Source organism: Burkholderia sp. Bp9015, from assembly GCF_003853505.1.
Lineage (GTDB): Bacteria > Pseudomonadota > Gammaproteobacteria > Burkholderiales > Burkholderiaceae > Burkholderia.
The window spans coordinates 1-18,658 of record NZ_QTPZ01000066.1 but is presented as its reverse complement, the minus strand read 5'-3'; the positions used below and the strand labels follow the sequence as shown (position 1 = coordinate 18,658).

Here is an 18,658-nt window from a genome sequence, read left to right as displayed (position 1 = left end):
TGTTCCTGTCGGCGTTCCCGAGCGCCGCGCTCACGGGCCAGTCGTTCGTCGTCAGCCACGGCTGGTTCATGCAGTAACGGGCTCCGGCACGGGCGGCCGCGCTGCGCGCCGCTTGTGTTGCAGCGAGCATTCGCTGACAGTAGAACGGCATGAAAAAACGCGCTCCGGGGAGCGCGTTTTTTGTTTCGGCAGAGCGGGTTGCCACCCGCTGGCACAGGCTTACTTCAGGACCGCAGCGACTGCGTTGGCGACCGCGTCGAGATTGCGCGTGTTCAGTGCAGCAACGCAGATCCGGCCGGTGCCGACTGCGTAGATGCCGAACTCTTCGCGCAGGCGATCGACTTGCGCCGAGGTCAGGCCCGAATACGAGAACATCCCGCGCTGCGCGTTGATGAAGCTGAAGTCGCGATCGACGCCGCTCGCCTTCAGGCGCTCGACGAGACCGTTGCGCATCGCGCGGATGCGGTCGCGCATTTCGCCGAGTTCCTGCACCCACGCAGCATGCAGTTCCGGCGACGCGAGCACGGCCGCGACGACGGCGCCGCCATGGGTCGGCGGGTTCGAGTAGTTCGTGCGGATCACGCGCTTCAGTTGCGACAGCACGCGCGTCGCTTCTTCCTTGCTCGACGTGATGATCGACAGCGCGCCGACGCGCTCGCCGTACAGCGAGAACGACTTCGAGAACGACGACGACACGAACGCGTTCAGGTCGGCCGCGGCAAACAGACGCACCGCGGCGGCATCGGCCTCGATGTTCTCGCCGAAGCCCTGGTAAGCCATGTCGAGGAACGGCACGAGGTTGCGTGCCTTGACGACGTCGACCACCTGCTGCCATTGCGCTTCGGTCAGATCCACGCCGGTCGGGTTGTGGCAGCACGCGTGCAGCACGACGATCGTGCCGGCTGCATAGCTGTTCAGCGCCGACAGCATGCCTTCGAAGTTCACGCCGTTGGTTGCGGCGTCGTAGTACGGGTACGCGACGACTTCGAAGCCGGCCGCTTCGAACAGCGCGCGGTGGTTTTCCCAGCTCGGGTCGCTGATCGCCACCTTCACGTTCGGGTTCACGGTACGCAGGAAATCGGCGCCGATCTTCAGTGCGCCCGTGCCGCCCAGTGCCTGCGCCGTGACCACACGGCCTGCGGCGATCAGCGGCGAATCGTTGCCGAGCAGCAGCTTCTGCACCGCTGCGTCGTACGCGGCGATCCCGTCGATCGGCAGGTAGCCGCGCGGCAGGCCGGCGTCGACACGCGCCTTTTCCGCTTCGCGAACGGCGCGCAGCAGCGGAATCTTGCCTTCTTCGTTCGTGTACACACCGACGCCGAGGTTGACCTTGGTCGGACGCGTATCGGCGTTGAAGGCTTCGTTCAGGCCCAGGATCGGGTCGCGGGGAGCAAGCTGGACAGCGGAGAAGAGCGACATGATGATTCGGCAGTAGTGAAAAGAGGGTCAGGCTTTCAGCCGGCGGGGCGGGCGCAGCGGACCGCGCGCCAACGGGCATGGCGCCGGAAAGCGCAGCAGCCTGACATTGTAGCGAATTCACGCTGCCGGAGGCGGCGATTGCGCGCCGAATTGCGATTTCGGACCGCTGCCGCGCGTCAGGAGCCGTCAGCGGTCCGCAACGCCGCGAAGCGCTAGAATAGTTTTTTTGCCCTCGCTCCGGCCGCACTCCATGTCCGAACATCACGCCGAAGTCGGCGACGCGCTCGACGAATCGAAATTCGTGACCTTCGAAGGGTCGCCGTTCCAGTTGTACCAGCCATACCCGCCCGCAGGCGACCAGCCGACCGCGATCGAAACGCTCGTCGAAGGTGTCGGCGACGGCCTCGCATTCCAGACGCTGCTCGGCGTGACGGGTTCGGGCAAGACCTTCACGATGGCCAACACGATCGCGCGGCTCGGCCGCCCGGCCATCGTGTTCGCGCCGAACAAGACGCTTGCGGCGCAGCTCTACGCGGAGTTCCGCGAGTTCTTCCCGCGCAACGCGGTCGAGTACTTCGTGTCGTACTACGACTATTACCAGCCGGAAGCGTACGTGCCGCAGCGCGACCTGTTCATCGAGAAGGATTCGTCGATCAACGAGCACATCGAGCAGATGCGGCTGTCGGCGACGAAGAGCCTGATGGAGCGCCGCGACGTGGTGATCGTCGCGACGGTGTCGGCGATCTACGGTATCGGCAATCCGTCCGAATACCACCAGATGATCCTGACGCTGCGCACCGGCGACAAGCTCGGCCAGCGCGACGTGATCGCGCGGCTGATCGCGATGCAGTATTCGCGCAACGAACAGGACTTCCAGCGCGGCACGTTCCGCGTGCGCGGCGACACGATCGACATCTTCCCGGCCGAGCATGCGGAGCTGGCCGTGCGCGTCGAGCTGTTCGACGACGAGGTCGAGACGCTGCAGCTGTTCGACCCGCTGACCGGGCGCGTGCGGCAGAAGATCCCGCGCTTCACCGTGTATCCGTCGTCGCACTACGTGACGCCGCGCGACACCGTGATGCGGGCGGTCGAGACGATCAAGGACGAATTGCGCGAGCGCCTCGAGTTCTTCCACCGCGACGGCAAGCTCGTCGAGGCGCAGCGCCTCGAGCAGCGCACGCGTTTCGACCTCGAGATGCTGCAGGAACTTGGCTTCTGCAAGGGCATCGAGAACTACTCGCGGCACTTCTCGGGCGCTGCGCCCGGCGAGCCGCCGCCGACGCTCGTCGACTACCTGCCGCCCGATGCATTGATGCTGCTCGACGAATCGCACGTGCTGATCGGCCAGCTGAACGGCATGTACAACGGCGACCGCGCGCGCAAGGAAAACCTCGTGAACTACGGTTTCCGGTTGCCGTCGGCGCTGGACAACCGGCCGCTGAAGTTCCCCGAGTTCGAGCGCAAGATGCGCCAGGTGGTGTTCGTGTCGGCGACGCCGGCCGACTACGAGCAGCGCGTGACGGGGCAGGTGGCCGAGCAGGTGGTGCGGCCGACCGGGCTCGTCGATCCGGAAATCGAAGTGCGCCCGGCAAGCTCGCAGGTCGACGACGTGCTGACCGAGATCAACGCGCGCGTGAACGCCGGAGAGCGCGTGCTGATCACCGTGCTCACGAAGCGGATGGCCGAACAGCTCACCGAGTTCCTGGCCGACCACGGCGTCAAGGTGCGCTACCTGCACAGCGACATCGACACGGTGGAGCGGGTCGAGATCATCCGCGACCTGCGGCTCGGCACGTTCGACGTGCTGGTCGGGATCAACCTGCTGCGCGAGGGCCTCGACATCCCGGAAGTGTCGCTGGTCGCGATTCTCGATGCGGACAAGGAAGGCTTCCTGCGCGCCGAACGCTCGCTGATCCAGACGATCGGCCGCGCGGCGCGCAACGTGAACGGCAAGGCGATCCTCTATGCCGATAACATGACCGAGTCGATGAAACGCGCGATCGGCGAGACCGAGCGGCGCCGCGCGAAGCAGATCGCGCACAACGAGAAGATGGGCATCACGCCGCGCGGCGTGGTGAAGCGCATCAAGGACATCATCGACGGCGTCTACAACGCCGACGAAGCGCGCGCCGAGCTGAAGGAAGCGCAGCAACGCGCGAAGTTCGAGGACATGTCGGAAAAGCAGATCTCGAAAGAGATCAAGCGTCTCGAAAAGCAGATGGCCGACTACGCGAAGAACCTCGAGTTCGAAAAGGCTGCGGCGACGCGCGACCAGCTTGCGTTGCTGCGTGAACGCGTGTTCGGCGCGAACGTGGGCGACCACGTCAACGGCGGCCGGTAAATCTTTCCAAACGTCACTGAAACCTTCTGGTAACACCGTTGTAAGCCTTGTCGGATCAGGGGTTTACGCGGTGTCTCGTTTGTTCCGGAGCCGGTTCGGTGCTAAACTTCGCAAGTATTGAGAATAGTTCGCATTAACGTTATTCGTTGCGTTAGTGTTTCCAGCGCGCGGACCTGACCGGCGGCGCGCAAGTCACCAGACAAATAACAAGGAGTGTCCATGTTGGGTTCTTCGTTCATCCGCACGTCGGTTGCGGTAGCGGCGGCGCTTGCCGCGATGTCGGCAACGGCAGCCGAATATCCGATCGGCAAGCAGCAGATCCAGGGCGGCATGGAAATCGGCGCGGTGTACCTGCAGCCGATCTCGATGGATCCGGAAGGGATGATGCGCAAGGCGTCGGATTCGGACATCCACCTCGAGGCCGACATCCACGCGGTCAAGAACAACCCGACGGGTTTCGCGGAAGGCGACTGGATGCCGTACCTGCAGGTCACGTACAAGCTGACGAAGCAGGGCGACACGAAGTGGAAGGCCGAAGGCGACCTGATGGGCATGGTCGCGAGCGACGGCCCGCACTACGGCGACAACGTGAAGCTGGCCGGCCCGGGCAAGTACCACCTGACGATGACCGTCAAGCCGCCGATGCAGTCGGGCCACATGGCGTTCGGCCGTCACGTCGACAAGGAAACGGGCGTGGGCGCGTGGTTCAAGCCCATCACCCTCGAATACGACTTCCCGTTCGCCGGTATCGGCAAGAAGGGCGGGTACTGATCGGTGGCATCACGGACGGCGCGCTTCGGCGCGCCGTCGGCGTAGAGAACCCAGAATGAAATTTCCCCAGAAAATCGTCGCCGCAGCCGCCGCGCTGTGGCTCGTCGGCGCGGCGCATGCCGCCGATCTGCCGACGTTCAAGCTCGAGATGACGGACGGCAAGCTGAATCCCGCCCGTATCGAAGTGCCGGCCGGGCAGCGCTTCAAGATCGAGATCCGGAATACCGGCAAGGGCGCCGCCGAATTCGAGAGCGTGCAGTTGCGCAAGGAAAAGGTGCTTGCGCCGGGCGCCGATTCGTTCGTGGTCGTCGCCCCGCTGTCGCCGGGCGAATACAAGTTTTTCGACGATTTCCACCAGCAGGCACAGGGCGTGATCGTCGCGAAGTAATGCGTTTTATCTGCGTGCGGGCGTACGCGTGCCTTGCCCCGCACGTCAGGAGGATTCAATGGGTCAGATCTTGTTCATCGTCTGGCGGGAGAGCGTCGAAGCGCTGCTCGTCGTCGGCATCCTCTATGCATGGCTGAAGAACGGCGACGACGACGCGCGCCGCGGCCTGCCCTTTCTCTGGACGGGCGTGGCAGTCGGCCTGCTGATGGCCGTCGGTCTCGGCGCCGCGCTCGTCGGCTTCACCGAAGTGCTGTCCGGCGACGCGCAGGACTATTTCCAGACCGCGATGGTGCTGATCGCGTGCGTGCTGATCGTGCAGATGGTGCTGTGGATGCGCCGGCACGGCCGCACGCTGAAGCGCGACATGGAGCAGTCGCTGCAGCAGAGCACGCGCGATTCGAACTGGTGGGGCGTCGCCGTGCTGGTCGCACTCGCGATCGCACGCGAAGGCAGCGAGACGGTGATCTTCCTGTACGGCCTCGGTTTCGGCCAGTCGGGGCACGTGGACGGCGGCCAGATGCTCGCGGTCGTGATCGGCCTCGGCCTCGCGCTCCTCACGTTCTATCTGCTGCAGCTCGGCGGCAAGTACTTCTCGTGGCGGCATTTCTTCCGTGTCACCGAAGTGATGCTGCTGTTCCTCGGCGCGGGCCTGTTCCAGACCGGCGTCGACAAGCTGATCGACAAGGAAATCCTGCCGCTCGGCATTTCGCAGGTGTGGGACACGTCGGGGATCCTCGATGATTCCGGCACGTTCGGTTCGCTCGTCGCGACGCTGACCGGCTACCGCGCGCATCCGGCCCTGACCAACCTGATCGCCTATGCGGTGTACTGGGCGGTGGTCTGGCTGCTGATGAAGCGCGCGAGCCGTCGTCCGGCCGTTCCCGCAGGCCGCGCGGCATGAGTGTCGTCGCCGCAGCCAAGCCGGGCTGGCTCGCGCAGGCCGGCCAGTGGATGCAGCGCCACGGCGCGGTGATCCGCGGCATCCAGTGGGTCGTCGTCGGCGTCTACGCATTCCTGATCATCGTGCCGGCGGTGTTGCCGCTGCCGGACGATTCCGCGCACCTCTGGAACAATCTCACGCTGATCGCGCAGTTCGTGTTCTGGGGCATCTGGTGGCCGTTCGTGCTGCTGTCGATGGTGATGCTCGGCCGCGTCTGGTGCGGCGTGCTGTGCCCGGAAGGCGCGCTGACCGAATATGCAAGCAGGTTCGGCCGCGGCGGCGCGATTCCGCGCTGGATGCGGTGGGGCGGCTGGCCGTTCGTCGCGTTCGGGCTCACGACGATCTACGGGCAGATGGTGAGCGTGTACCAGTACCCGCTCGCGGTGCTGTTCGTGCTCGGCGGCTCGACCGTCGGCGCGATCGTGATCGGCGTGCTGTACGGCCGCGAGAAGCGCGTGTGGTGCAAGTATCTGTGCCCGGTCAATGGCGTGTTCGGGCTGCTCGCGCGGCTCGCGCCGATGCGCTACAAGGTCGACGAGGATGCGTGGCGCCGCTCGTACAAGAACGGCGAGCATGGGCATCGCGTGATTCCGATCAATTGCGCGCCGCTCGTGCCGTTGCGCAACATGAAGGGCGCCGCCGCCTGCCACATGTGCGGCCGCTGCAGCGGGCACCGTGACGCAATTGAGCTGTCGTGGCGCTCGCCGTCCGACGAGGTCGTGAACCTCGGCGCGCAGCAGGCGAGCCCGTGGGACACGGCGCTGATCCTGTACGGCCTGCTCGGCGTCGCGATCGGTGCGTTCCACTGGACCGTGAGCCCGTGGTTCGTGCAGATCAAGCAATGGCTCGCGGGCTGGCTGATCGATCACGACATCACGTGGCCGCTCGAGACCAATGCACCGTGGTTCCTGCTCACGCACTATCCGGATCGCAACGACGTGTTTTCGTGGCTCGACGGCGGGCTGATCGTCAGTTACATCGTCGGCACGGGGCTCGTGTACGGCACCGCGCTGCTCGTGCTGCTGGCTGGCGCGACGCTGATGCTCGGACGCTTCGATCGCACGCGTCTCCATCATCTCGCGCAGGCGCTGATCCCGATCGCAGGTGCCGGCGTGTTCCTCGGGCTGTCGGCGACGACGCTGTCGCTGCTGCGGGCCGAGCACGTGCCGCTCGGCTGGGCAGCCGACGTGCGCATCGCGATTCTGGTCGGCGCGAACGCGTGGAGCGCCTGGCTCGCATGGAAAGTGACGGGGCGCTATGCGGCATGGCCGCGCCGGCTGGCTGCATTCGCGTGGTTCGCCGCAGGCCTGGCCGTGGTCGACAGCGCATGGTGGCTGATGTTCTGGGGTTTCTGATGCGGGATTGAAGGCCTTGCGGTCGGGTTCCGGCGGAACCAGAGGGTGGTCCGCTGCGTGGCTCCGGAACGCGTCGAAGCCGCAGCGCAGACAACCGCGATGCTTTTTCCGTTGCATCCGGACGCCCAAACGAAAAAGCGACACGTCCTTCGACGTGTCGCTTTTTTCTGCCTTGTGCGAGAACCAAAAAAGTGGCTTGGCTTGCTGCAACGGCTGCTTGAGTGTGTTTGCACGAAGGGGTCTAGATCTCGCGTGCAAGCCGTTACGCTGGCTACTGCCCAACACCTCTCAGGGAGGTGGTCCCCACAATACTCTGTCGTTACTTCGTCAGGATCAGTTTGCCGAGCCGCGTGGCACGCAACTGATACGTCTCTCCGTTATGCGCGATGCTGATGTGGCTGTGGCCTTGCAGCAGCGCATCGCTGCTGAGGGTCCGGGTGCCGGCATCGTGGCTACTAGCGGCGGGTTTCGCCGGCGTCGTGACCGCCGCCGTCTTCTGACGGTTGGCGCTTGCGGTGCCGGTCGGGCGGCGCAAGCTCAGCGTGGTCGGGCGCGTGGTGTCGGTCATTCGGTTGATCGGTGACTGTCGATACGATGGAATGAATTCTAAATGATAACTATTCCCATTTACAAAAACTCTTTATCGATCGATATGACGAATTCGATAGCCTGAGTCGAATGGGCGGCCCGCAGGCCGCCGCCGACGTCAGTGGAGCGGGTCGGGGTCCTTGCGCCCCTGGGCGTATTCGCGAATCAGGCGCACCGTGTCGATGTCCGACGTGCGATACGCTTCCTTGACGATGCCGTGCGTCTGGCGCGCTTCCTCGCTGTCGTCCGTGACGGTCAGCGTCGTGCAGTATTCGAAGCGCAGGAACAGCTCGTGGTCGTCGCGCTCCTCGATCGTCATCGTCAGCGAGCCGCCGATTTCGCCGCCGGCCGCATGGATGTCGTAGCGCACTTGCTGGTTCGGGGTGAACGTCACGCGGTCGCGCACGGTCGCATGCCCGTAGTGCAGTTCGCGTTCGAGCGTCGTGTCCGTCCGTTCGTGGACGACACAGCTGTCGAGGCCGATCACGAACAGCTGCGGCTGTTCGGCGCGCAGTACGAGGCCTTCCCAGAGCTGGTCGCGGGTCAGGGAGGGCACGGCCGGATCGTCGGAGTTGATCTGGATCAGATGTTCGAAATTCACGGGGGCGGGTTCCTTCTGGTGGCGGGCAGCCACATGGTTCAAGAAGTCATTGTGACGCAAAACGAGCGGTTTCGCGGCACCTGCGCCCCCCCGATCGGACGTCACGCTTCGATGCGACCCATGCGGCCGGTCTGGTAGTCGACGACGGCCTGCCGGATCTCTTCCTCGGTATTCATCACGAACGGGCCATAGCGGACGATCGGCTCGTTGAGCGGCACGCCGCCGATCAGCAGCAGGTCGAGCGGCGTATCGCCGGCCTCGAACGTCACCGCATCGCCATCGTCACCGTAGACGACCATGTGCCGTGCGTCGACCGGCTGCCTGTCGGGCCCGTAGCGGCCGGCTCCGTCGAGCGGGTAGGCGAACACGCGATACCCTGCCGGCACCGGCTGCGTGATCGTTGCGCCCGGTTGCAGCGTGAAATGCTGGTAGAGGATCGGCGTGCGCGTCTCGATTGCCGCACGCACGCCGAACGCTTCGCCGGCGATCACGCGTACCTGCGCGCGGCCGTCCGGCGACGTCGCGCTCGGGATGCGGCCGGCCGGGATCTCCTGGTAGCGCGGTGCGATCAGCTTGTCGCGGCGCGGCAGATTGACCCACAGCTGGAAGCCGTGCGAACGTCCGCCGGCCCGAGCGAACTCGGGATCCGGCATTTCGCTGTGCACGACGCCCGCGCCGGCCGTCATCCACTGCACGTCGCCGGGCCCGAGCGTGCCGGCATGGCCGGCCGAATCGCGATGACGAAAACGCCCGTCGAGCACGTAGGTGACGGTCTCGAAGCCGCGATGCGGATGGTCGGGCGCGCCCTTGGCTTCGCCAGGGGCATAGTCGACGGGGCCCATTTCATCGAGCAGCAGGAACGGATCGAAATCCATCAGCAGCCGGGTCGGGAACGGACGGTGAACCACGAAGCCGCCGCCTTCGGTCGTGCGAAGCGCGGGGTACGTGCGGTCAAGCGAGCGAGCGGTCGTCATGCAAAAGCCCTCGATAACATCGGAATAGCGTCATTTTTGAAACATAGCGCTATTATATTGGGCGTTTTACCGGCCGATTTGCGGCGGTTCGCAATGGATTGTTCTGAAATTGGAACGATGACATGAACATCGATGCACACAACCTGAACGACCTCATGTACTTTTCGCAGGTCGTCGAACACGGCGGTTTCTCGGCGGCGGAACGCGTACTGGGCATCTCGAAATCGCGCCTGTCGCGGCGCCTGACCGAACTCGAGGCGGCGCTCGGCGTGCGCCTGCTGCAGCGCTCGACGCGCAAGCTCGCGCTGACCGAGGCGGGAGAACTGTTCTACCAGCATTGCCAGGCGATGCTCGCCGAGGCGCAGGCCGCGATGAACGCCGTGCAGCAGCTGCGTGCGTCGCCGCGCGGCTCGGTGCGCGTGAGCGTCCCCGTTACCCTGTCGCAGACGATGCTGTCGCGCATCCTTCCCGAATTCCTGCACCGCTATCCCGAGGTCAAGGTGCACATCCGTGTGACCAATCGCGTGATCGACCTGTTCGAGGATTCGATCGACGTCGCGTTGCGCGTGCGCTCGGAGCCGCCGCAGAACGCGAACATCGTCGTGCGGCCGCTGTGGCGGACCGAGCAGATGCTGGTCGGCGCGCCGAGCCTGCTGAACCAGAATGCGCCGCCGCTCGTGCCGGACGATCTGGCCCATTTCGAGACGCTCGATACGCCGAGCGTCGACGGGCGGCACGTGTTCAGCCTGATCGCACCGGATGGCACGCGTCATTTGCACGAGCACGATCCGCGGCTCGTGACGGCCGACCTGATGACGATCCGCGAGGCCGTGCTCGACGGCCTCGGCATCGCGGCGCTGCCTGAGATGATGTACGGCAATGCATTGCGCGCGGGGCAGCTGTCGCCGGTGATGCCGGGCTGGACGCTGCCGGTGCCGCAGCTCTACGCGGTGTTCGTGTCGCGGCAGGGGATGCCGCCCGCGGTGCGCGCGTTCGTCGACTATCTGGTCGAGAAGCTCGACCACGGCGAATACAAGCAGCCGGGCTGCCCCGAGCGCGCGAAGAAGGATGCGGCGGCGGCCGATGCTTCGGCCACCTGAATGCAAGATGCGCGTCGTGGCAAATTTGTTTTGTCATTGAAGCGCCGCCTGCAATCGCAAGTTTCAATCGCCGGGACCTTGAATGCATCCGCGGGCAGGCCTATATTGAAATCCCATTTCGCGAAGGAAGTTCTGAGCGGAATCAGGTGGCCGCATATATTGCGAGCCAGATAGGGCAGAACGCGCAGTCCGTGCAGACCACGGTAGCCGCATTTGCGTTGCTCGAGGCGCAACCGATACCGCCGAAGAGCCCGCCGCCCGAAGGCGCCCGCGTGCGCATGAAAAAAGGCCTTCATCTGGCGATGAAGGCCTTTTACTTTGTGTGCGGCCGGCTAGGTGTGGCCGGCGAGGCGCGGCCGGCCAAGCGACCGACCGTCGCGTAGCGAAATGCGCGTGCGTTACTTCGCCCTCGCAGTCGGCTCCGTCACGAAGCCGAGCTTCGTCAGGCCGCCGGCCTGCGCATCGGACATCACTTCGGCCACACGTTCATAGGCAACCTTGCGATCGGCACGCAGGTGCAACTCCGGTTGCGGCTGATGCTGTGCCGCTTCCGCGATGTGCGCCTGCAGTTGCTCGCGCGTGACCGTCTGTTCGTTCCACAGGATCGTACCGTTGCCCTGGATCGCGACGTCGACTGTCTGCGGCTTTTCGTCGACGGGCTGGCTGCTCGCGTGCGGCAGGTCGATCTTCACCGCATGCTGCATCGCCGGGATCGTCACGAGGAAAATGATCAGGAGTACGAGCATGACGTCGACGAGCGGCGTCATGTTGATCTCGCTCATCACACCATCGTCGTCGTCATCGCTGAAGCCGGTGTTCATTGCCATGGTTCACCCCGTCTCAGCTGGCGCGTGAAGCAAGGCGCAGGCCGTCGCGGGGCGACGACGATGCGAGGCGCGCACCCGTCACGAAGTACGCGTGCAGACCGTGCGCGAAGCGGCGCAGCTTGCTGACGACACCCTTGTTCGCGCGGGTCAGTGCGTTGTAGCCGAGCACCGCGGGAATCGCGACGAACAGGCCGAAGGCCGTCATGATCAGCGATTCGCCGACCGGACCCGCGACCTGGTCGATCGACGTCTGGCCGGTTGCGCCGATCGCCAGCAGCGCGTGGTAGATGCCCCAGACCGTGCCGAACAGGCCGACGAACGGCGCCGTGCTGCCGATCGACGCGAGAATCGCGAGACCGGCCTGCATGCGCGAGATGCCTTCGTCCATCGTGTCCTTCAGGCAGCGCGTGACCCAGTCCGACACGTCCATGCGGTCGTGCAGGTGCGGTTGCGTCTGATGGTGGTGATCGGCGGCTTCCTTGCCCGACAGCGCGAGCGCGAGGAACGGGTTGTCGCTCGGCGTCGATGCGGCGAGCCCGAGCTTCTTGATGCCGTCGTCGAAATCGTCCGAATGCCAGAACGCCTGCTCGGCATTCTTCGTGAGACGGTTCAGGCGAACCACGTTCCAGCCCTTGACGATGATCACGATCCACGACAGGACCGACATCACGAGCAGCGTGATCGCAATGGCGCGCGTGACGAAATCACCTTGCGCCCAGACGTGCGCGATACCGTAGCTTTGCATTTTTGTTTCCTTTGAATCTTCCGAATGAGGCGGGTTAATCGTCGAGCGTGAAGTTGAAGGGCAGCGTATGGGCGGCGCGAATCGCTTGCCCGTTCTCGATGTACGGCGGACAGGTGCTGGCGCGCGTCGCATCGAGCGCGGCTTCGTCGAGACGCGGGTAGCCGCTGCTCTTCTGCAACTGGACGCTTTCGATCTTGCCCGTCACGCCGATGATGAAGTGAACATAAGCCGTGCCCGTTTCGCCGCGGCGGCGCGACATCGACGGATAGGTGGGCTTCACGAAATTGCAGCTGAGTGCCGATACGTTCTTCGGCGCGCTGACCTGCATCGTCTCGCGAGCCGGGCCGGGTGCGGCGGCCGGCGCGGCAGGGGCAGGCGCGGCGGGAGCGGGTGTCGGATCGGCAGCCGCCGGCGCGGGCGTCGGCGACGGGGATTGCGCGACCGGCTGAGGCGTCGGCTTGACCGCCTTCTGCACGGGCTTCGGCTCGACCTTGGGCTTCTCGCGCGGCACGGGCTTCGGCGGTGCGGGCTGCGCGGCCGATTGGACCGCGACCGGCTGAGCGGCAGGCGCAGGCGGGATGAGTTGCGCGGTGATCGACTGGACCTCGATCTCTTTCGGCGGCGGCGCGTTGCGATGGAGCCAGGCGGCCGCCAGCATGATCGCGTGTGCGGCAAGCACACCGACCGCGACGGTGATGACCCGGGGATTCATACGTGGGGCAGCCGGCAGGACGCCGGCAGGAGCGGATTGCGAAGCCTGCATGTTAGCTTGAAAGGACGACGTCGCACCCGGGGCGCGCCGGGTGAATCGGTGTTACTTGCGGAAGATCAGCAGCGAGATGCACACGGTGGTCACAAATCCGATCAGCAATTCCATGACAGGCTCCTTGGCAGGTAAGCCGCTGGCTCGCGCGGAAGATGGCTTGCTGACGGTCGGACATCAAATGCGGCCGCAGCCGCGTGCGTACGCTCGGCGCCGCTCAGGCGGCCTTGCGGTCGTAGAACGTGACCGGGATCGGGTGAGCGTGGTGCTCGACGCCGCACCGGCTCGCGCAGACGCCTTGCTCGGCCATGAGGTCGCGTACGGACTCCTCGCACTTGCCGCAGCACGTGGCCACGCCGAGCTCGAACTGGAGTTCATCGAAGGAACTCACGCCCTCGGCGAGGGACGCGCGAATCTTGCGATCGGAAACAGACTTGCACACGCAGACGATCATGATGAGTTGCGATAGCTAACGTTAATGCGAATTATTATCATTAAATTTGCGAGCGTTGACAAGCCTGGGTTCGGCTTTTTTTAAGGTCATCGGACCCTTGAAATGGAGGGGCGGCGCAGCGGCCGGCGGAGAGGGTGAACCGGCGGCGTGCCGGCCCGCTTCAGGCGGTCGCGCAGGCGCGCGCGTTCGGCGAGGAAATGGTGACGGATTCGACCGGCACGTCGAGGCCGAGCAGCGACGACGCGAGTGCGCGCAGTTGCAGGCCGTCGCTCGTCGAGCAGAAGCGCGGCGGCGCGGCACGCGTGCCGGCCGGCGCGCGCAGGCCGCGTTCGTCGAGCACACGCGTGAGCTGGCGGGCGATGGCATCGCTCGTGTCGACGATCGTCAGGCGGTCGCCGACAAGGTCACGAATCGTTTCCGTGAAGAACGGGTAGTGCGTGCAGCCGAGCACCAGCGTATCGGCGCCGTCGTCGAGCATCGGCTGCAGGTAACGCTCGAGCAACGCACGCAACGCGGGCGAGTTCGTGTCGCCGCGTTCGATCGCTTCGACGAGCCCGTGGCCCGGCTGGCAGATGAAGCGGCGGCCCGCGCCGTAACGGTCGAGCAGCGCCTGGAAGCGCGGGCTGTTCAGCGTCGATTGCGTGGCGAGCACGCCCGCGATACCGGTCGCGGACACGGCGGCGGCCGGTTTGATGCCCGGCTCGACACCGACGAGCGGGATCGACAGGCGTTCGCGGATGGCCGCGATCGCCCGCGCCGTTGCCGTGTTGCAGGCGATCACGAGCGCTTTCGCCCCTTCGCGGGCGAGCCACTCGCCGATGGCCAGCGTACGCTCCGTAATGAACGCCTCGTCGCGCGGACCGTACGGTGCATGGTGCGAATCGGCGACGTAGACGAACGACTCGCCGGGCAGGTGCGCGCGCACGGCGCGCAGCACCGACAGGCCGCCGAGCCCGGAATCGAAGATGCCGACGGGGGCGGCGCGGTGGTTCGTCATCGTCATGCTGAAGGCAAGGTGGCGATCGAGGGGGGGAGGATTACTCGGGCGAACCCATCATCGTCTGCTGGTAGTTCTGCAGGCCGACCTTGCCGATCAGGTCGATCTGCGTTTCCAGCCAGTCGATGTGCTCTTCGGTGTCGTCGAGGATCTTTTCGAAGATCTCGCGCGACACGTAGTCACGCACCGATTCGCAGTAAGCGATCGCTTCCTTGCACGTCGACTGCGAGATCTGCTCGAGCTTCAGGTCGCACTTCAGGATCTCTTCGGTTTCCTCGCCGACCAGCAGCTTGTGCAGATCCTGCAGGTTCGGCAGGCCGTCGAGCATGAACACGCGCTCGATCAGCCAGTCGGCGTGCTTCATTTCGCCGATCGATTCGTCGTATTCGTGCTTGCCGAGCTTGTCGAGGCCCCAGTGCTTGTACATGCGCGCATGCAGGAAGTACTGGTTGATCGCCGTGAGTTCGTTCTTCAGTTGGGCGTTCAGGTATTCGATGACTTTCTTGTCGCCTTGCATGGCTGTTCCTTGTTCAATGGGGCTTCAGAAACCGAACGATAATCGCTCGAACGGGAAATGCCAAGCCTCGGAGCCTTGTCGGGCCTGCCTTTTGCCGGGAATGAGAATCAGCGTCGAAGCACCGGCCGCGCGCAATCATGAGAATGAGAAGTAAAAAGGCCGGATCGTCGTCCGGCCTTTCGTGCGAGTGCGCTTAAGCGGTTGCGACCGGGATCTTGCCGATCTTCGCCTGCCACTCCTTCGGACCGGTCTGGTGCACCGACGTGCCCGACGAGTCGACGGCCACCGTCACCGGCATGTCCTGCACGTCGAATTCGTAGATCGCTTCCATGCCGAGGTCTTCGAACGCGAGCACCTTCGCGCCGCGGATCGCCTTCGACACGAGGTAAGCGGCACCGCCGACCGCCATCAGGTAGGCCGCCTTGTGCTTCTTGATCGCGTCGATCGCGACCGGGCCGCGTTCGGCCTTGCCGACCATCGAGATCAGGCCCGTCTGGGCGAGCATCGTCTCGGTGAACTTGTCCATCCGCGTGGCCGTCGTCGGACCTGCCGGGCCGACTACTTCGTCACGCACCGGATCGACCGGACCGACGTAGTAGATCACGCGGTTCGTGAAGTCGACCGGCAGCTTCTCGCCCTTCGCCAGCATGTCGGCGATGCGCTTGTGCGCGGCGTCGCGGCCCGTGAGCATCTTGCCCGACAGCAGCAGCGTCTGGCCCGGCGTCCAGCTCGCGACTTCTTCCGGCGTCAGCGTGTTCAGGTCGACGCGCTTGCTGGTTTCCGTGTTCGGTTCCCACTGGACCTTCGGCCAGGCGTCGAGCGACGGCGCCTCGAGCTTCGCGGGGCCCGAGCCGTCGAGCACGAAGTGCGCGTGACGCGTGGCCGCGCAGTTCGGGATCAGCGCGACCGGCTTCGATGCCGCGTGCGTCGGAGCAGCCATGATCTTCACGTCGAGCACGGTCGCGAGGCCGCCGAGGCCCTGCGCGCCGATGCCGAGCGCGTTGACCTTCTCGTGCAGTTCGACGCGCAGCTCCTCGACCCAGTCCTTCGGGCCGCGCGCGATGATTTCCTGGATGTCGATCGGCTCCATCAGCGATTCCTTCGCCATCAGCATCGCCTTCTCGGCGGTGCCGCCGATGCCGATCCCGAGCATGCCCGGCGGACACCAGCCCGCGCCCATCGTCGGGACCGTCTTCAGCACCCAGTCGACGATCGAATCGGACGGGTTCAGCATCACGAACTTCGACTTGTTCTCCGAGCCGCCGCCCTTCGCCGCGACCTGCACGTCGACCTTGTCGCCCGGCACGATCTCGTAGTGGATCACGGCCGGCGTGTTGTCCTTCGTGTTCTTGCGGGCGCCTTCCGGCGGATTGACGATCGACGCGCGCAGCACGTTGTCCGGGTGCGTGTAACCGCGGCGTACGCCTTCGTTGATCATGTCGGTGAGGCCCATCGTCGCGCCGTCCCAGCGCACGTCCATGCCGACCTTCACGAAGATCGTGACGATGCCGGTGTCCTGGCAGATCGGGCGCTTGCCCTCCGCGCACATGCGGCTGTTCGTGAGGATCTGCGCGATCGCGTCCTTCGCGGCCGGGCTCTCTTCCAGCTCGTACGCGCGGCCGAGGGCCTGGATGTAGTCGAGCGGGTGGTAGTAGCTGATGTACTGCAGCGAATCCGCGATGCTCTGGATCAGGTCTTCCTGTTTGATGACGGTCATGGCTGAGACTCTGTGGGGACTGTGGGGAATACGTTTATGCGTGGACGGCAGGTTCGACCGATTTGCGGGACACGGCCGGCGTCGGCGCATGCGTCTCGCGGAAATGGGCCGGGTGCGTGTGGGTCGTCAGGCGGTCGACCCACGCCATCACGAGCGCCGACACGAGGAACGACACGTGGATGAGCACCTGCCACATGATCGCGTGCGTCGTGTGCTGATCCGGGTTGATGAAGGTCTTCAGCAGGTGGATCGACGAAATGCTGATCAGCGCCATCGACAGCTTGACCTTCAGCACGCCCGCGTTCACGTGGTCGAGCCACTCGGGCTCGTCGGGATGGCCCTCGATGCCGAGGCGCGACACGAACGTCTCGTAGCCGCCGACGATCACCATGATCAGCAGGTTCGAAATCATCACGACGTCGATCAGGCCGAGCACCGCGAGCATCACGCTGATCTCGTCGAGGGAGCTCGCGTGCGACAGCAGGTGCCAGACTTCCTTCAGGAACAGGAATACATAGACGGCCTGCGCGACGATCAGGCCCAGATAAAGCGGAACCTGGAGCCAGCGGCTCATGAAGATCAGCGCGGGCAGCGGGCGCAGGGGACGACGGGTGGAGCCGGGCGAATGCGGGGCAGACATGATGGTGGTACGGGCGCTGTGCGCAGGTATCGGGGGTAATCTTGAAAAGGCGCGCTATTGTAACGCGTCGGCCGGCGCGACTGCAGCGACGCGCCGGCGCTGCCGGGGACGGATCAGGACGCGGCAGCCGGCACGCGCTTCACGCGCAGGCTCGCGAGCACGATGCCGGTCACGACGCAGGCGAGCGCGATGCCGTGCGCGAGCGTCGGGCGTTCGCCGAGGAAAGCGATGCCGTACGCGGCGGCGGCGACCGGCAGCACCGCGCTGAACACGCCGGCGAGACTGCCCGGCACGTGCCGGATGCCCTTCATCCACAGCCAGAACGAGAAGATGCTGGCCGACAGCCCGTACCAGACGACGAGTGCCCACGTACCGGCCGGCACGCTCGCGTAATCGAAATGCCACAGCGCCGTCGCGCCGAGCGGCAGCATCAGGCACAGGCCGAACAGGTGCGTGTACGCGCAGATGTCGATCGGCGCGAGCGTCTGCGTGAGCCGGCGCGACAGGATCACGTAGATCGATTCGCAGCACACGGCACCGAGGATCAGCAGGTTGCCGGTCAGCGAGCCGGACGACGTGCCGGCGCCGTGCGCGGACGCGCTGCCTGCGCTGCCGTTGGCGAGGTTGATCGTCACGACGCCGGCGATCGCGAGCGCGATCGACACGAGCGCACGGCCGTTCGGTTTTTCCCGCAGGATCAGCCACGCGAACAGCGCGACGATGGCGGGGATCGTGCTCGTGATCACGCCGGCCGCGACCGCGCTCGTGCGCTGCACGCCGTTGAGCATCAGCAGCGTGAACATGAAGGTGCCGAAGAATGCCTGCAGGAACAGGTTCAGCCATTCCGCACGCCGGACCGCGCGCATCTTCACCGGGCTGAACAGCGGCCACAGCACGGCGATCGCGATCACGAAGCGCAGCGTGGCGAGGATGGCGACCGGGACGAAGACGACGATGGATTTACCGATACCGACGTTGCTGCCGACGAACAGCATCGACAGGATCAGGAAGAGGGCGTAGCGATTCAAGCTGGAGTCCGGGGGGCGAGTTCAGTTAGGATTGTAGGGTCGCGTTTGTAACAGCGTAAAGCCGGCTGTCATGCAGCCGACCGCAAGGCGGCGCTGGCGTGCGAAACGGTCATGCCGCGTAAGTGACGGGTAAGTTCGAGCGCTTATCGTGGATATCGCCGGGCCGTACGTCCATCGTCGCATGACGTGGTGCGGCGCAGCATCGTGCGCAGCCTCCGGGCCGCGCGCGGGTGGGTGGGAGACAGCGGCGCACATGCGCCGGCCAAAGAAGCGCGGCGCGCATGATCGCGCCGCCATGCAGAGGATTCATGTTCACCAAGGGGTTGTCGATGTCTGCGATTGAATCGGTTCTTCACGAAACCCGTCAGTTTGCGCCGCCCGCGGCGCTCGAGAAGGCGGCCAACATCTCCGGCATGCCGGCCTACCGCGCGCTGGTCGCCGAAGCCGAGCAGGATTACGAAGGCTTCTGGGCGCGTCTCGCGCGCGAGGGCCT

The 18,658-nt window shown here is 65.2% G+C and carries 20 protein-coding genes and 1 pseudogene; 8 read left to right on the top strand and 13 right to left on the bottom strand.

What is annotated here, in order from left to right; all coding sequences use genetic code 11:
* Nucleotides 1–219 precede the first annotated feature (219 nt).
* Nucleotides 220–1,419, bottom strand: a complete 1,200-nt coding sequence (locus DIE12_RS37090) for an amino acid aminotransferase (RefSeq protein WP_124524019.1) — start codon at nt 1,417–1,419, stop codon at nt 220–222.
* 250 nt (nt 1,420–1,669) lie between these two features.
* Between DIE12_RS37090 and uvrB the strand changes: the two genes are divergently transcribed.
* From uvrB to DIE12_RS37060, 5 genes are all read left to right on the top strand, one after another.
* A complete protein-coding gene (gene uvrB, locus DIE12_RS37080) occupies nt 1,670–3,760 on the top strand; it encodes an excinuclease ABC subunit UvrB (protein WP_044848990.1) in 2,091 nt (696 codons plus the stop codon).
* 219 nt (nt 3,761–3,979) lie between these two features.
* Complete coding sequence (locus DIE12_RS37075; protein ID WP_124489781.1) at nt 3,980–4,531, top strand: iron transporter; 552 nt, start codon at nt 3,980–3,982, stop codon at nt 4,529–4,531.
* A 55-nt stretch (nt 4,532–4,586) separates the two neighbouring features.
* Nucleotides 4,587–4,919, top strand: coding sequence for a cupredoxin domain-containing protein (locus DIE12_RS37070; protein WP_124489782.1), 333 nt, complete (start codon nt 4,587–4,589; stop codon nt 4,917–4,919).
* Nucleotides 4,920–4,977: 58 nt separating this feature from the next.
* Nucleotides 4,978–5,820 (top strand): FTR1 family protein, encoded by an 843-nt coding sequence (locus DIE12_RS37065; protein ID WP_124489783.1) that lies wholly within the window; start codon nt 4,978–4,980, stop codon nt 5,818–5,820.
* Nucleotides 5,817–7,214 carry a 4Fe-4S binding protein gene (locus DIE12_RS37060; RefSeq protein WP_124489784.1) on the top strand — a complete coding sequence of 466 codons (1,398 nt, stop codon included), beginning with the start codon at nt 5,817–5,819 and terminating at the stop codon, nt 7,212–7,214. The genes DIE12_RS37065 and DIE12_RS37060 overlap by 4 nt, the downstream gene beginning before the upstream one ends.
* Nucleotides 7,215–7,533: 319 nt before the next feature.
* Here DIE12_RS37060 and hemP read toward each other — a convergent pair whose 3' ends face one another.
* From hemP to DIE12_RS37040, 3 genes are all read right to left on the bottom strand, one after another.
* Complete coding sequence (gene hemP / locus DIE12_RS37050) at nt 7,534–7,782, bottom strand: hemin uptake protein HemP (RefSeq protein WP_124489786.1); 249 nt, start codon at nt 7,780–7,782, stop codon at nt 7,534–7,536.
* A gap of 138 nt (nt 7,783–7,920) precedes the next feature.
* Nucleotides 7,921–8,403 (bottom strand): SRPBCC family protein, encoded by a 483-nt coding sequence (locus DIE12_RS37045; RefSeq protein ID WP_124524016.1) that lies wholly within the window; start codon nt 8,401–8,403, stop codon nt 7,921–7,923.
* Between the two features lie 101 nt (nt 8,404–8,504).
* Entirely contained in the window at nt 8,505–9,377 is an 873-nt protein-coding gene (locus DIE12_RS37040; RefSeq protein ID WP_124524014.1) for a pirin family protein, read from the bottom strand.
* Between the two features lie 122 nt (nt 9,378–9,499).
* Between DIE12_RS37040 and DIE12_RS37035 the strand changes: the two genes are divergently transcribed.
* Entirely contained in the window at nt 9,500–10,477 is a 978-nt protein-coding gene (locus tag DIE12_RS37035) for a LysR family transcriptional regulator (RefSeq protein ID WP_124489788.1), read from the top strand.
* A 146-nt stretch (nt 10,478–10,623) separates the two neighbouring features.
* Nucleotides 10,624–10,860: a hypothetical protein gene (locus tag DIE12_RS38350; protein WP_185641261.1), complete on the top strand. Its 237-nt coding sequence runs from the start codon at nt 10,624–10,626 to the stop codon at nt 10,858–10,860.
* Nucleotides 10,861–10,875: 15 nt separating this feature from the next.
* Here the strand turns inward: DIE12_RS38350 and DIE12_RS37025 are convergent, their stop codons facing one another.
* From DIE12_RS37025 to DIE12_RS36985, 9 genes are all read right to left on the bottom strand, one after another.
* Complete coding sequence (locus DIE12_RS37025) at nt 10,876–11,304, bottom strand: biopolymer transporter ExbD (protein WP_124489789.1); 429 nt, start codon at nt 11,302–11,304, stop codon at nt 10,876–10,878.
* Nucleotides 11,305–11,317: 13 nt separating this feature from the next.
* Nucleotides 11,318–12,049: a MotA/TolQ/ExbB proton channel family protein gene (locus DIE12_RS37020; protein ID WP_044848999.1), complete on the bottom strand. Its 732-nt coding sequence runs from the start codon at nt 12,047–12,049 to the stop codon at nt 11,318–11,320.
* Between the two features lie 34 nt (nt 12,050–12,083).
* Nucleotides 12,084–12,812 (bottom strand): energy transducer TonB, encoded by a 729-nt coding sequence (locus DIE12_RS37015; RefSeq protein WP_044849000.1) that lies wholly within the window; start codon nt 12,810–12,812, stop codon nt 12,084–12,086.
* Between the two features lie 217 nt (nt 12,813–13,029).
* Nucleotides 13,030–13,266: a bacterioferritin-associated ferredoxin gene (locus DIE12_RS37010; RefSeq protein ID WP_011885486.1), complete on the bottom strand. Its 237-nt coding sequence runs from the start codon at nt 13,264–13,266 to the stop codon at nt 13,030–13,032.
* Nucleotides 13,267–13,426: 160 nt separating this feature from the next.
* Nucleotides 13,427–14,269, bottom strand: coding sequence for a glutamate racemase (murI, locus tag DIE12_RS37005; RefSeq protein WP_124524012.1), 843 nt, complete (start codon nt 14,267–14,269; stop codon nt 13,427–13,429).
* Nucleotides 14,270–14,303: 34 nt separating this feature from the next.
* The gene (gene bfr / locus DIE12_RS37000) at nt 14,304–14,780 is read right to left on the bottom strand and encodes a bacterioferritin (RefSeq protein WP_006482753.1); all 477 of its coding nucleotides are present in this window, start codon (nt 14,778–14,780) and stop codon (nt 14,304–14,306) included.
* A 193-nt stretch (nt 14,781–14,973) separates the two neighbouring features.
* Complete coding sequence (locus DIE12_RS36995; protein WP_006478316.1) at nt 14,974–16,497, bottom strand: fumarate hydratase; 1,524 nt, start codon at nt 16,495–16,497, stop codon at nt 14,974–14,976.
* Between the two features lie 34 nt (nt 16,498–16,531).
* A complete protein-coding gene (locus DIE12_RS36990) occupies nt 16,532–17,137 on the bottom strand; it encodes a TIGR00645 family protein (RefSeq protein WP_124524010.1) in 606 nt (201 codons plus the stop codon).
* Between the two features lie 113 nt (nt 17,138–17,250).
* The gene (locus tag DIE12_RS36985) at nt 17,251–18,165 is read right to left on the bottom strand and encodes a DMT family transporter (protein ID WP_124524008.1); all 915 of its coding nucleotides are present in this window, start codon (nt 18,163–18,165) and stop codon (nt 17,251–17,253) included.
* 329 nt (nt 18,166–18,494) lie between these two features.
* Between DIE12_RS36985 and DIE12_RS36975 the strand changes: the two are divergent.
* A pseudogene (locus DIE12_RS36975) lies at nt 18,495–18,658 on the top strand (AMP-dependent synthetase); the annotation flags it as partial.